This is a genomic window from Rhodanobacter sp. C05 (assembly GCF_002001165.1).
Lineage (GTDB): Bacteria > Pseudomonadota > Gammaproteobacteria > Xanthomonadales > Rhodanobacteraceae > Rhodanobacter.
Genome location: NZ_MUNQ01000005.1, coordinates 534,962 through 549,226, shown reverse-complemented (window position 1 = coordinate 549,226; position 14,265 = coordinate 534,962). Strand labels below are relative to the sequence as shown.

Genomic DNA, 14,265 nt, shown 5'->3' with positions numbered 1-14,265 from the left:
CTCGGCGCCGGATGTGCCTTAGCCGCCCGTAGGCACCAACGCGAGCAAGGCCACGCCGAGCAGGATGCGATAGATCGCGAACCAGGTGAAGCGGTGTGTGCGGATGTAGCCGAGCAGCCACTTCACCGCGACAAAGGCCACGATCAGCGACACGATGAAGCCGATGATCAATGCGCTCCAGTCCTCGTGTGCGATGTCACCACCCTTGAGCACCTTCAGCAGCTCGTAGCCGGTGGCGGCGTACATCGTGGGGATACCGACCAGGAACGAGAATTCGGTGGCCGCCGCACGATTGCTGGTGCCGGCCAGCATGGCGGTGAAGATCGTGGCGCCCGAACGCGAAGTGCCGGGGAAGATGCCGGCCACCATCTGCGCGATGCCGACCAGGATCGCCACGCGCCAAGTGACCTGGGTACGATCCACCTGCTTCGCGGCAATCGCTTCCGCCCCGATCATCCAGAAACCACCGATCAGCAGTGCCCAGGCGATCGGAGTCACCGTCTCGGGCAGCTTGAAGCCGTAGTGGGTGACGATCAGTCCGAGCACGGCGGTGATCATGAAGGCAACGAACAGCTTGAGCAGATAATCGCGGTTGGCAGGGTCGCGCCATTGCGTGAACAGCTGCCAGATGCGTTTCCAGTAGATCATCGTGATCGCGAGGATCGCGCCGGCCTGGATACCGACATTGAACAGATCCGAGCGCGCGCCGAGACCGAACTTCTCGGCGATCAGCAGGTGGCCGGTGCTGGAGATCGGCAGGAACTCGGTGATGCCTTCGATGATGCCGAGCAGGATGACGTGGATCAGATCGGTCACGGGACAGGTCCAGATGGAAAGTGAAAGCGCGCCGACAGGCTCTGGCGCGCCGGCAGGAAGCGGCATAGCTTACGGGTTTTGCTGGCGCGAAAGATGGCTGGTTGCGGATCGCGAGGCACGACGATCGCATTTTGTCCGCGCCTACTATCTGCCCGCCGAATTCGGTTGTAGATTGCCGAAAGACCTGTGAGGAGCTGCTGTCGCCCATGCAACGCGCCATGTCCCTGCAGCAGTGCCTGAGAGCCGATCCACAGCGGCAGCTCGCATCGTCGCGGGGAAGCGAGTCGTGACGGATCTGTCTGCCACCGGTACGGTGGAACAGGCACTCGTTCACGCCACGCGCTTGCTGGACAGCGATCCGGCACTCGCCGTCGAGCAGCTCACCGAGGTACTGAAGGTGGCCGAAAGTCATCCGGCCGCACTGAGGCTGCTGGCGAAGGCGCGGTCAATCCAGGGCGATGGGCAAGCTGCGCTCGACATCCTCGTGCCCTTGACACGGACCCAGCCAAACTGGGCGATGGTCCACCTCGATCTGGGCCTCGCCCTGGACAATGCAGGCCGCGGGCAGGAAGCAATCGATGCGTTGCGCCGCGCGGTGGCGCTGAAGCCCGATCTGCCGCAAGCCTGGCGCGTGCTGGGCGACCATCTCATGGCGGCCGGCGAACAGGATGCGGCCGACGCGGCGTATGCCAATCACGTGCGCCATTCCACTCACGACCCGCGCCTGCTGGATGCCGCCATCGCATTGGCCGAGAACCGCATCCCTGCGGCCGAGGCTTCGTTGCGCGAACACTTGAAGCAGGCGCCGACGGACGTTGCCGCGATTCGCATGTTCGCCGAGGTGGCCGCTCGTCTGGGTCGCAACGAGGACGCCGTGAACCTGCTCGCGCGCTGCCTGGAGCTGGCACCCAGTTTCCATGCCGCACGCCAGAACTACGCCTTGCTCCTGCATCGCAGCAACCAGCCGGAACAGGCGCTGGTCGAGATCGAGCGTCTTCTGGCGGCGGAACCCGGCCATCTCGGCTGCCGCAATCTTCAGGCGGCGGTGCTGTGCCGGATCGGCGATTACGAGCGTGCCATCGGCATCTATGCCGACTTGCTGGAACACTACCCGCGCAATGCGAAGGTGTGGGTGAGTTACGGCCATGCGCTGAAAACCGCAGGGCACACCGACCGTGCCATCGCTGCCTATCGCCGCAGCCTGGAGCTCGAACCGTCCTTTGGCGAAGTCTGGTGGAGTCTGGCCAATCTGAAGACGTATCGCTTCAGCGCCGACGACCTGGCCGCGATGCGCCGACAACTGGCGCGTGCGGATCTCGCCGGGCCGGCTCTCTCTGAGGCGGCTCTCTCCGAGGATGATCGCCTGCATCTGGAGTTTGCCGTCGGCAAGGCACTGGAGGACGCCGGCGAATACGAAACATCCTTCCGGCATTACGCCCAGGGCAATGCGATCCGCCGCGCGCAACTGCACTACAGCGCCGACGACACCAGCGCGCGGGTGCGGCACATCCGCGAGCATTACACGCGCGACTTCTTTGCAGCGCGCGCAGGGGCGGGCAGCCCGGCGCGTGATCCGATCTTCGTCGTCGGCCTGCCACGCTCCGGTTCCACCCTGATCGAGCAGATCCTGTCCAGCCATAGCCAGGTCGAAGGCACGATGGAGCTGCCCGAGGTCACCTCGATCACGCGCATGCTGCGTACGCAAGGCGCTGCCGACAGCGCGCTGCCGTACCACGATGCACTGGCCGCACTCGATGTCGACGCCTTGCGTGCGCTCGGCGAGCGCTATCTTGCGCACACCCGGATCCAGCGCAAGACCTCGGCACCGCTGTTCATCGACAAGATGCCGAACAACTTCATGCATATCGGCCTGATCCACCTGATGCTGCCGAACGCGAAGATCATCGATGCACGCCGGCATCCGCTGGGCTGCTGCTTTTCCGGCTTCAAGCAGCATTTCGCACGGGGGCAGAGCTTCAGCTACGAGCTCGGGGATCTGGGTCGCTATTACCGTGACTACGTCGCGCTGATGGAGCATTTCGACGCGGTGCTGCCGGGGCGTGTCCACCGCGTCATGTATGAGCGCATGGTCGAGGACACCGAGGGGGAGGTTCGCAAACTGCTTGAGTATTGCGACCTGCCGTTCGAGGACTCGTGCCTGCGGTTCTTCCAGAACGCGCGGCCGGTACGTACCGCCAGTTCGGAACAGGTACGCCAGCCGATCTACCGGGAGGGGGTGGATCACTGGCGGCATTACGCAGCATGGCTGGGGCCTCTGGAATCGGCGTTGGGGCCGGTGCTGGAGAGCTACCCGGACGTGCCGGAATCGGAGCAAACGTAACTACTTCTGCTGGATTGTCGTGGACTAGAGAGGGGAGCACTAATGCACGCGAGCAAGTCCAAAAAAATCACGAGAGCGCAACGAGTGAGGCTGGTCCGGTTGCCGCTTGCCGCGGCGATCTGTCTCGCCATGGCGGCACCGGCCTTCGCGCAGGACGCCGCGCCGCCAGCGTCGTCGACCACGACACCGGCCACAAAGCAGAAAACCACGACGCTGGGCGAGGTGACGGTGACCGCGCAGAAGCGCACCGAGAATCTGCAGAAGGTGCCGATCAGCATCAACGTGCTGGCGCAGGATCAACTCGAGGCACTGCAGGTGCAGAACTTCAACGATTACGTGAAGTACCTGCCCAGCGTCACCTTCCAGCAAGGTGGCGGTGGCATTGCCACCGGCCCCGGCTTCGCCACGATCTACATGCGCGGCGTGGCCAGCGGCGGCAACACCAACCATTCCGGCTCGCAGCCGAGCGTGGGCGTGTATCTCGACGACCAGCCGGTCACCACGATCCAGGGGCCGCTCGACATCCACATGTACGACATTGCCCGCATCGAGGTACTGGCCGGGCCACAGGGTACGTTGTATGGCGCGAGCGCCGAGGCGGGCGCCCTTCGCATCATCACCAACAAGCCCGATCCCAGCGCTTTTGCGGCCAATTACACCGTCGGCACCGACCAGGTCGATCACGGCGGCATCGGCGATACCTTCGAAGGCATGCTCAATCTCCCGATCAGCAGCAACGCGGCCGTCCGGCTCGTCGGTTGGCATGAGCACGATGCCGGCTACATCGACAACGTGGCCGGCACGCGTACGTTCCCCAACCGCACACCTCCGGATCCTCCGAGTTGGGGCGGTACGATCAGCAACGCGGACAATTGCACGCCGAGTGCGACGCTGCAGTGCGTCGGGCACGCCAGGAAGGACTACAACGACGTCAACACCAACGGTGCACGAGCCGCGCTGAAGGTGGATCTCAACGACGACTGGTCGATCAGCCCGACCTTGATGGGGCAACAGACGATCTCGCATGGCAGCTTTGCCAGCGATCCGGCCATCGGCAGTCTGGCGGTGACCCACTTCTATCCCGAGCGCGTCGATGACCGCTGGTGGCAGGGCGCGCTGACCGTGCAGGGCAAGATCGGCAACTTCGACCTGACCTACGCCTATGCCCATCTCAAGCGCGATCAGGAAGAACAAACCGACTACAACGACTACTCGTTCTGGTACGACACCCTGCTCTCCTACGGTGCGTATATCCATGACAACAGCGGTGCCCTGATCAATCCGTCCGAGTTCATCACCGACCGGGATGCCTATACCAACAGCAGCCACGAACTGCGTATTGCCTCGCCCAGCGACGATCGCCTGCGCCTGGTGGCGGGCGCGTTCTGGCAGAAGCAGAAGCACGACATCATGCAGGACTACCAGATCAACGACCTGGGGTCCGACCTGTCCGTGCCGGGCTGGCCGAACACCATCTGGCTGACCAAGCAGATGCGTTACGACCATGACGAGTCCGTGTTCGGCGAACTGTCCTACGACTTCATTCCCGACGTGCTCACCGCCACCGTCGGCGATCGTTATTTCCGTACCCGCAACAATCTGTACGGCTTCTACGGCTTCAGTTCGGGCTTTTCGCCGGGCTCGAGTTATGGCCAGGCCGGCTGCATCTCGCCCGAACCGTTCCTGGGTGCGCCTTGCATGGACTTCAACAAGCAGGTTAAGGAAAGCGGCTCGCTCAAAAAGTACAACCTGACCTGGAATATCTCGCCTTCCAAGATGCTCTATCTCACCCGTTCCGAGGGCTTCCGTCCGGGTGGTGTCAACCGCGCCGGCGATATTCCGCCCTACCAGGCGGATTTCCTGACCAATCTCGAACTGGGCTGGAAGACCACCTGGCTCGACAATCGGCTGTCGTTCAACGGTGCGGTGTTCCGCGAGACCTGGAATCACTTCCAGTTCAACATCCTTGGTCCGAATGGCCTGACCATCATCGAGAACGCCAATTCGGCCCGCATCGACGGACTGGAGTCGCAGCTGAACTGGCAGGCCAGCTACAACCTGACTCTCACAGCCGGCGTCGCTTTTTACGACGCCAAGCTGACTGCGCCGTATTGCGGTTTCACCGATGCCAATGGCAACCCGTCCACTAATTGTCCCGTGGGTACGATCAACCCATCCACGGGCCTGGACGGGCCACAGGCCGCCACGGGAACTCGATTGCCGATAACACCCCGATTCAAGGGCAACCTTATCGCGCGTTATGCCTTCAACCTGGGTGGCAATGACGCCTACGTACAGGGCGCGTTCGTGCATGTGGGTGAACGCACGACCGACCTGCGGGCGGTCGAGAGCAACCTGCTGGGCAATCTCCCTTCCTACAACTCCGTCGACATTTCCGCAGGCATCCAGAAGAACAGCTGGTCGGTAAGCGTCTACATCGACAACTTGTTCGACACGCGTGCGGCGCAATACAAGTTCACCGAGTGCGGCGTAACGATTTGCGGCGCCCACGGTGTGGTGCCGCAATACCCCGATGGGCAGGTCTATACCGGCTTCAGCCAGCCGCGCACGATTGGCATCCGTTTCAAGCAGGACTTCTAGACGATCGACTGCTTGTCACGCAGGATGAAAAGCCCCGATGTGAGTCGGGGCTTTTCATGTGGCTCCCATGGCCCGACCGTAACGGGAATCTGGTTTCCAACGCGCTGCTGGGCGACATGGCGCAGGGCCGGGATCAGCATGGTGTAATGCACCATGATGGTGCGACTGTGTCATTTCTCCGTGTTGCGTTGGTGCTACCGTAGGCGTTCGTCATACCCGTTTAGCCTGCCAGTGCCGGTGCCACAACGATTTCACGTCATGGCACGGGGCTTGCTCTAAAGCGTTATCCCTTTCCCTGTGAGGCTCCGCCATGTCTGCTCAAAAAGTGCTCGATCTGATCGTGGAACACGAGGTCGAGTTCGTCGACTTCCGTTTCGCCGACATGCTCGGCGTACATCACCATGTCACCTTCCCGGCCCACGCGATCGACGAGTCGACGTTCGAGGACGGCAAGATGTTCGACGGCTCCTCGATCACCGGCTGGAAGGGCATCAACGAATCGGACATGGTGCTGATGCCGGATCCGGACACCGCCCACCTCGACCCGTTCAGCTCGCACGTGCAGCTGATCCTGCATTGCGACGTGCTGGAGCCATCGACCATGCAGGCCTATGGCCGCGATCCGCGCTCGATCGCCAAGCGCGGCGAGGCGTTCCTGAAATCCACCGGCATCGCGGACACCGCGTTCTTCGGTCCCGAGCCCGAGTTCTTCATCTTCGACTCGGTGCGCTGGCAGAACGACATGGGCCGCGTGTTCTACGAGATCGGTTCGCAGGAAGCGGCGTGGAGCTCGCGCTACAAGTACGACGGCGACAACACCGGCCACCGCCCGGGCGTGAAGGGCGGCTACTTCCCGGTCAGCCCGGTCGACTCGCTGGGCGACCTGCGTGCCGACATGTGCAAGGTGCTGGAGTCGCTGGGCCAGAAAGTCGAAGTGCATCACCACGAGGTGGCGAATGCCGGCCAGTGCGAGATCGGCGTGCGCTTCAACACGCTGGTGAAGAAGGCCGACGAGCTGATGACGATGAAGTACGTCATCAAGAACGTGGCGCACCAGAACGGCAAGACCGTCACCTTCATGCCGAAGCCGATCGTCGGTGACAACGGCTCGGGCATGCACGTGCATCAGTCGCTGGCCAAGAACGGCGAGAACCTGTTTGCCGGCGATCTGTACGGTGGCCTGTCGCAGACCGCGCTGTGGTACATCGGCGGCATCTTCAAGCACGCCAAGGCGATCAACGCGTTCGCCAACTCCACCACCAACAGCTACAAGCGCCTGGTGCCGGGCTTCGAGGCGCCGGTGATGCTGGCTTACTCGGCGCGTAATCGTTCCGCGAGCTGCCGCATCCCGTACGTGGCCAGCCCGAAGGGTCGCCGCATCGAGGTGCGCTTCCCCGATCCGATGAACTCCGGCTACCTGGTGTTCACCGCGCTGATGATGGCCGGCCTCGACGGCATCATAAACAAGATCGACCCGGGCGCGCCGGCGGACAAGGATCTGTACGACCTGCCGCCGGAAGAAGAGAAGAACATCCCGCAGGTCTGCTCCAGCCTCGACCAGGCACTGGAAGCGCTGGACAAGGACCGCGACTTCCTCAAGGCCGGCGGCGTGTTCACCGACGACTTCATCGACGCCTATATCGAAGTGAAGATGAAGGAAGTCACCCGCTACCGCGCAAGCACCCATCCACTGGAATTCCAGATGTATTACGCGATCTGATCGCGGTGAAATAAAAGAGTGAAAGACAACGGGCGCCATGGCGCCCGTTGTTGTTTGTGCTCACGCAGCGCGTCAGTGAGTCGCGGCAACCATCAATCGCGGATCGCCGCGGCAATCCTTGCGGCGATCGCCTTGCGGTCCAGCTGTCCCTGTGCGTCCTGTACAAACGATGGCGGCTTGCCGTTCTAGTAAGGTACCACATGCACATGCAGATGGAACACGGTCTGGCCGGCGGCGGCGCCACTGTTTTGCTGGACCACCACGCCGTCAGCGTGCAATGCGATGCGCTCGGCCCTCGCAATCCGCTGCGCGACCAGCATCACCCGCACGAGATCCTGCGCGGGCAATTCCATGATGTTGCGCGCCTTCGAGGTCTTCGAAATAACCAGCACATGGCCGGGAGCCTTCTGGTCGAGTGACAGAAAGGCAAGCACGTAGACGTCTTCATAGACCTTGTCGGCGGGCAGCTCGCCGCGAATGATCCTGGCGAACGGATTCTGCGGGTCGTAACGAGCATCTGCTGACGTCGGAGGCGCCCGCGTGACCGCCGTGACCTGGTTCGACCACGCAGAAACCGGGAAAGAGCCCAGCATGCAGGTGGCAGCGATCGCGCCGAGTAGATATTTCATCATGGATCCTCAGGAGAATCGGAATCCCGCAGCTGGCCAGCCACGTGTGGTCGAGTATCCGGACCGGTATTCGGAATAGGCAAGCGGCTGCTCCGCAAGACATGTAACTCGACAAGGTAAGGCATTGGTAGCGTTTGCAGGAAACGCGTCGTTTCCAATGGACCTCAATCTCATAGCCCATGCTTCGAAATAAGGCATGGTTCGTGCGAAAAGCATCGCGACTGACTCGTGACACGGGTTCTACCCCGATTTCGCTCATACCTATTCCTCAACTTGTCTATTCGCCGTCATGGCAGCGGCACGCTGGCCTGCTGGAATGGCTTGCATGGAGCGCCTCTCCTCGCGCCCCGATCTGTCTAGATGACTAGACATTTGCAACAAGCCCAGGAATACGCATGGATACCCTCCCTCATTTGACGCGGGCGCAATGGATGTCGCTGCTGGCACAGGCCGATCCGGCCGAACTGTCCGCGTCCATGGATGCCTTCGCACCACCTGCCGACGCTGCCTGGCTGCGTCCTGCGCAGACCGGGCTCTATATGCTGCGCGGTCGCATCGGCGGCACCGGGCCTCAATTCAACTTCGGCGAGATCACGGTGACCCGTTGCAGCGTGCAGGCCGGTAGCCATATCGGCCATGCCTGGGTGCGCGGCAGCAATGTGCGTCATGCGGAGCTGGCCGCGCTCGCCGACGCGATCCTGCAGGACGACGAGCAGCACGCACAGGTGCGCACCCAGGTCGTCGAGCCGCTGCGTCGTGCGCTGGACGAACGCCGCGATGCCGCCAGCCGCAAGGCGGCGGCGAGCAAGGTGGAGTTTTTCACCGTGGTGCGGGGCGAATGATGCTGGCCGCCTTTGCCGATCCCGTCTTCGACAGCCAGCGCACGTTTCGTGAGCTGTTGCAGGCGATGGCCCGCCCGGCCGCGCCGCGCCGATTGCCCGTGCTGCCGCCGTCGCCCGCACCGATCACGCCGGCGGCCATGGCGATCCTGCTCACGCTATGCGATGCCACCACCACGGTGTGGCTGCAGCAGCCTGAGCAGGAAGCGGTACGCCACCTGCGTTTCCACGCTGGCCTGAAGCTGACGGAAAAGCCGCAGGATGCCGATTTCGCGCTGATCACCGAGCCCGCTTCGATGCCGCCGCTGGAGAGCTTTTCCCGCGGCGACCTGCGCTATCCCGATCGCTCCGCCAGCCTGATTGTGCAGGTTGACGGTTTCCGCACCGACAGCGGCGCCCGCTTTGCAGGTCCCGGGATACGCGATACCCAGACGCTGGCCATCGATGGACTGGCCGAGCCTTTCTGGCAGCAGCGCGCTGCGCTGTCGACCCAGTTGCCGCTGGGCATCGATCTTTATTTTGTCACCGCGCAGCAGGTGGTTGCCCTGCCGCGCACGACCCGCTGGCTGGAGAGCTGATGTACGTTGCCGTGAAAGGCGGCGAGCAGGCGATTGCCCGTTCGCTGGAATTGCTGGCCGAGGCACGTCGTGGTGACACCGCCGTGCCGGAACTCGAACTTGCGCAGATCCGTGAGCAGCTGCGTCTGGGCGTCGCGCGGGTGATGCAGGAAGGTTCGCTGTACGATGAAGAGCTTGCTGCGCTGGCGATCCGCCAGGCGGCGGGCGACATGCTCGAGGCGATCTTCCTGCTGCGCGCCTACCGCACGACCTTGCCGCGCTTTGGCTACACCGAGCCGCTGGATACCACCACGATGCGCGTGCATCGCCGCGTGTCGGGCACGTTCAAGGACGTGCCGGGCGGCCAGGTGCTGGGACCCACTTACGACTATACGCAGCGCTTGCTGGAGTTCGACGCGACGCAGCCCGTCGCCATCCAACCCGCCGATGCGCCGTTGCCCGGCTGCATGCCGCGCGTGCTTGATCTGCTCGATGCAGAAGCGTTGATCGAACGCATCGATGCCGGCGACGATCCGGAGCCGATGGATCTGACCCGCGAACCGCTGATCTTCCCGGCCGACCGCGCCACCCGTCTGCAAAACCTGGCACGCGGCGACGAAGGCTTTCTGCTCGGCATGGCCTATTCCACGCAGCGCGGTTACGCGGAAAGCCATCCGTTCGCGGGCGAGATCCGCATGGGTGAAGTGGACGTATGCGTGTGCCCGGAGGAACTGGGTTTCACGATCGAGATCGGCGCGATCAAGCTGACCGAGTGCCAGATGATCAACCAGTTTCATGGCGGCAATGGCGTGCCGCCACAATTCACGCGCGGCTACGGGCTGAGCATGGGCGAAGGCGAACGCAAGGCGATGTCGATGGCCCTGGTCGATCGTGCCTTGCGCTGCGACGAACTGGGGGAGCCGAACTACGCGCCGGCGCAGAATCAGGAATTCGTGCTGTCGCACTCGGACAGTGTCGAGGCGTCGGGTTTCGTGCAACATCTGAAACTGCCGCATTACGTGGATTTCCAGGCCGAGCTGTCGTTGTTGCGCACGCTGAGTGCACAGCATGCGACGGCGCAGGTTGATGTGCAGCCGGCTGATGCAGAGCCGGCGCGCATGGCCGAGGAGGTCCAGCCATGACGCCAAGCTACAACTTCGCCTTCCTCGACGAAGACACCAAGCGCATGTTGCGCCGCGCCCTGCTCAAGGCGGTGGCAATTCCGGGTTATCAGGTGCCGTTCGGCAGTCGAGAAATGCCCTTGCCGTATGGCTGGGGTACGGGCGGCATCCAGGTGACGGCGGCCCTGCTTGGGCGTGACGATATCCTGAAAGTGATCGATCAAGGCGCGGACGACACCACCAATGCGGTGAACATCCGCCGCTTCTTTGCCCGTGTCGCCGGGGTGGAAACGACCGAGCACACCGTCGATGCCAGCCTGATCCAGACCCGCCATCGCATTCCTGAAACACCGTTGCGGGAAGATCAGATCCTGGTGTTCCAGGTGCCCGAGCCCGAACCGCTGCGCACGCTGGAGCCCCGCGAAGCCGAAACACGCACCCTGCACGCCCTGGCCGACTACGGACTCATGCACGTCAAGCTGTACGAAGACATCGCCCAGTACGGGCACATCGCCACCAGTTACGACTACCCGGTGCTGGTCGATGACCGCTTTCTCACCTCGCCTTCGCCGATTCCGAAGTTCGACAATCCCAAGCTGGACCGCTCCCCCGCGCTGATGCTGTTTGGCGCCGGCCGCGAAAAGCGCCTCTACGCGATTCCGCCATACACGAAGGTGGAGAGCCTGGCCTTCGACGATCATCCCTTCGAGATCCAGCGCTGGGAACATCGGTGCGAGCTGTGTGGATCCGCTGAAAGTTATCTAGACGAAGTGATCGTCGACGACCGCGGTTCGCGCATGTTCGTCTGTTCCGACACCGATTTCTGCGGCGACCGCCGTGCGGAGGCGCAGGCATGAGCGCGTTGCTGCAGGTACGCGGCCTGAGTCGTCACTACGGGCAACGCATCGGTTGCGAAGATGTGAGCTTCGATCTGCATCCGGGCGAACTGTTGTGTGTGGTGGGCGAATCGGGTTCGGGCAAGTCGACCTTGCTCAGCACCGTTGCCGCCCAGCTGGCACCCAGTGCCGGCACGGTGCGTTATCGCCAGCGCGATGGCGAATGGCTGGAGCTGGGCACGCTGAGCGAAGCCGACCGCCGTCGCCTTGCGCGCGAGGAATGGGGTTTCGTGACCCAGAATCCGCGCGACGGCTTGCGTCTCAACGTGAGCGCTGGCGCCAACGTTGCCGAGCGTCTGATGGCGCTGGGCATGCGCAATTACAGTCAGCTGCGCGGTATCGCACGCAGCTGGCTGGAGCGGGTGGAGATCGACGCCGCGCGCATCGACGATGCGCCCACCAGCTTTTCCGGCGGCATGCAGCAGCGCCTGCAGATCGCCCGCACGCTGGTGACGCAGCCGCGGCTGGTGTTCATGGACGAACCCACCGCCGGCCTCGATGTCTCGGTGCAGGCGCGCATCCTCGATCTGTTGCGCGGACTGGTCAACGAACTGGGCCTGGCGGCCGTGATGGTGACCCACGATCTTGCCGTGGCGCGCCTGCTCGCCGCGCGCACGATCGTGATGCAGGGCGGCCGCGTGGTCGAAACCGGCCTTACCGATCAGATCCTCGACGATCCGCAACATCCGTATACGCAATTGCTCGTTTCTTCGGTATTGACCACATGACCGCGACCTTGATGCTTGAACTGCGCGACCTCAGCAAGTCCTTTGAATTGCACCATCAGCACGGCGCGCGCCTGGACGTGCTGCGCGGTCTGGACCTGCGCCTGCATGCGGGGGAATGCGTGGTGCTGTCCGGTCCGTCGGGCGCGGGCAAGAGCACCTTGCTGCGGGTGATCTATGCGAACTACCGGCCGAGCTACGGCGCGGTGCACGTGCGCCACGCGGGACGCTGGCTCGATCTGGCCAAGGCCACGCCGCATGAGATGCTGGAGGTTCGCCGCCAGACTCTTGGTTACGTAAGCCAGTTCCTGCGCGTGATTCCGCGCGTGCCGGCGCTGGATATCGTTGCCGAACCGCTGTTACAGGCGGGCGCCGATCCGCAAGCAGCGCGCCAGCGCGCCGCCGATCTGCTGCGTCGCTTGAACGTGCCGGAACGTCTGTGGCCTTTGCCGCCGGGCACTTTCTCCGGTGGCGAGCAACAACGCGTGAATATTGCGCGTGGCTTGATCGTGCCGCGACCGGTGCTGCTGCTGGACGAACCGACCGCTTCGCTCGACGCCGACAACCGGGTCGTGGTGGCGGAGCTGCTGGCCGAAGCGCGCGCTGCCGGTTCCGGCGTGCTCGGTATTTTCCACGACGAGGACATGCGCGATCGCGTCGCCACGCGCGTGTTCCCGATGCAGGCTCTCGAAGCCGCCTGATGGGCTGTTTTGACAGCCCGTCCATAAATGACCCCTTTCGTTGAGGCGACCATGAATGATCTAGTTCTGACCAATGCGCGCATCGTGCTCGACGATGGTGTCCTGCACGGCACGCTGATCGCCCGCAATGGCGTGATCCGGCTGGTGGAAGAAGGCTCGACCCAGGCGCCCGGTGCGATTGATTGCGAGGGCGATTACGTCGTTCCCGGACTGATTGAATTGCACACCGACAATCTGGAAAAACACCTGATGCCGCGCGCCGGCGTGATCTGGCCCTCGCTGTCCGCCGTGCTGACGCACGATGCACAGATCGTGGCGGCCGGCATCACCACCGTATTCGATGCGCTGTCGGTGGGCGATCTGGAAGAGGAAAGCGTGCGCATCGAAACCTTGCGCAGTACTTACGATGCCATTCTGGCGGGGCAGGCCAGCGGGGCATTGCGCGCGGATCACTGGATTCATCTGCGCTGCGAACTGGCCTATCCACGCCTGCTCGAGGCGCTGGAGCCTCTGATGGATCACAGCAGTGTGCGTCTGCTTTCGCTGATGGATCACACGCCGGGTCAGCGCCAGTACCGCGATCTGCAGCAATACCGCAAGTATTACAGCAAGAACCACATGAGCTGGACCGAAGACGAATTCGCCGAGGTGGTGAAGCGCCGTACCGAGCAGCAGGCCAGATACAGTGCCAAGCACGAGAGCGCCGTACTTGCCATGTCACATGGCAGGAACATGACGCTGGCCAGCCATGACGATACGGATGCGCAGCAAGTCGACCATGCGCAACGCATCGGCGTGACGATTTCGGAGTTTCCCACCACCCAGGAGGCAGCCGCTGCCGCTCACGCGCATGGACTCGTCACGGTGATGGGTGCCCCCAACGTGGTGCGTCGCGGTTCGCACTCGGGCAATGTGGCGGCGCTGGATCTGGCGCGCACCGATCGTCTCGACATGTTGTCGTCCGACTACGTGCCGGCCAGCCTGCTGCACGGTGCTTTCATGTTGCACACGGAAGCGGGCTGGTCGATGCCGCGCGCCATGGCCACCGTAAGCAGGAACCCCGCGAAGGCGCTGGGTTTCGACGATCGCGGACAACTCAAGGCCGGCATGCGCGCCGATGTGGTGCGCATGCGCGATGTGGATGGTCTGCCCATCGTGCGCAACGTGTGGGTGAGCGGGCAGCGCTCGTTCTGATTTCTTTTTGTGCGATGCCTTGCACCCCTCCTCCTGCTTGCCCCGAAAGGGACTCCCTTCGACCGCAGGGGAGGGAGTCAGTCCGCATGTCGGCTAGCGGGCGGGTGATGCAGACAGGTTGCTAG

12 protein-coding genes are annotated in these 14,265 nt (G+C 63.2%); 10 read left to right on the top strand and 2 right to left on the bottom strand.

What is annotated here, in order from left to right:
- Positions 1-18: 18 nt before the first annotated feature.
- Complete coding sequence (locus B0E51_RS02310) at positions 19-816, bottom strand: undecaprenyl-diphosphate phosphatase (protein WP_077443184.1); 798 nt, start codon at positions 814-816, stop codon at positions 19-21.
- Positions 817-1,102: 286 nt separating this feature from the next.
- On the opposite strand from B0E51_RS02310, the gene B0E51_RS02305 reads away from it, so the two are divergent.
- The 3 genes from B0E51_RS02305 (at position 1,103) to glnA (ending at position 7,478) form a co-directional block, all read left to right on the top strand.
- Positions 1,103-3,157: a tetratricopeptide repeat-containing sulfotransferase family protein gene (locus B0E51_RS02305; protein ID WP_077443183.1), complete on the top strand. Its 2,055-nt coding sequence runs from the start codon at positions 1,103-1,105 to the stop codon at positions 3,155-3,157.
- Between the two features lie 42 nt (positions 3,158-3,199).
- Positions 3,200-5,758, top strand: coding sequence for a TonB-dependent receptor (locus B0E51_RS02300; protein ID WP_174570576.1), 2,559 nt, complete (start codon positions 3,200-3,202; stop codon positions 5,756-5,758).
- Positions 5,759-6,068: 310 nt separating this feature from the next.
- Complete coding sequence (gene glnA / locus B0E51_RS02295) at positions 6,069-7,478, top strand: type I glutamate--ammonia ligase (protein ID WP_077443182.1); 1,410 nt, start codon at positions 6,069-6,071, stop codon at positions 7,476-7,478.
- 185 nt (positions 7,479-7,663) lie between these two features.
- Here glnA and B0E51_RS02290 read toward each other — a convergent pair whose 3' ends face one another.
- A complete protein-coding gene (locus tag B0E51_RS02290) occupies positions 7,664-8,107 on the bottom strand; it encodes an HIT domain-containing protein (protein ID WP_217333053.1) in 444 nt (147 codons plus the stop codon).
- Between the two features lie 395 nt (positions 8,108-8,502).
- Between B0E51_RS02290 and phnG the strand changes: the two genes are divergently transcribed.
- From phnG to B0E51_RS02255, 7 genes are read left to right on the top strand one after another with little or no spacing between them, the layout of a single operon-like run.
- On the top strand, positions 8,503-8,949 hold the full coding sequence (gene phnG, locus B0E51_RS02285; protein ID WP_077443181.1) for a phosphonate C-P lyase system protein PhnG: 447 nt from the start codon (positions 8,503-8,505) through the stop codon (positions 8,947-8,949).
- Positions 8,946-9,524, top strand: a complete 579-nt coding sequence (phnH, locus tag B0E51_RS02280) for a phosphonate C-P lyase system protein PhnH (protein ID WP_077443180.1) — start codon at positions 8,946-8,948, stop codon at positions 9,522-9,524. Before phnG ends, phnH begins: the two co-directional genes overlap by 4 nt.
- Positions 9,524-10,645, top strand: coding sequence for a carbon-phosphorus lyase complex subunit PhnI (locus B0E51_RS02275; RefSeq protein ID WP_077443179.1), 1,122 nt, complete (start codon positions 9,524-9,526; stop codon positions 10,643-10,645). Before phnH ends, B0E51_RS02275 begins: the two co-directional genes overlap by 1 nt.
- A complete protein-coding gene (locus B0E51_RS02270) occupies positions 10,642-11,481 on the top strand; it encodes an alpha-D-ribose 1-methylphosphonate 5-phosphate C-P-lyase PhnJ (RefSeq protein ID WP_077443178.1) in 840 nt (279 codons plus the stop codon). The genes B0E51_RS02275 and B0E51_RS02270 overlap by 4 nt, the downstream gene beginning before the upstream one ends.
- Entirely contained in the window at positions 11,478-12,248 is a 771-nt protein-coding gene (gene phnK / locus B0E51_RS02265) for a phosphonate C-P lyase system protein PhnK (RefSeq protein WP_077443177.1), read from the top strand. The genes B0E51_RS02270 and phnK overlap by 4 nt, the downstream gene beginning before the upstream one ends.
- On the top strand, positions 12,245-12,946 hold the full coding sequence (gene phnL / locus B0E51_RS02260) for a phosphonate C-P lyase system protein PhnL (protein WP_077443176.1): 702 nt from the start codon (positions 12,245-12,247) through the stop codon (positions 12,944-12,946). Before phnK ends, phnL begins: the two co-directional genes overlap by 4 nt.
- Before the next feature lie 51 nt (positions 12,947-12,997).
- On the top strand, positions 12,998-14,140 hold the full coding sequence (locus B0E51_RS02255) for an alpha-D-ribose 1-methylphosphonate 5-triphosphate diphosphatase (protein WP_077443175.1): 1,143 nt from the start codon (positions 12,998-13,000) through the stop codon (positions 14,138-14,140).
- Positions 14,141-14,265: the final 125 nt, after the last annotated feature.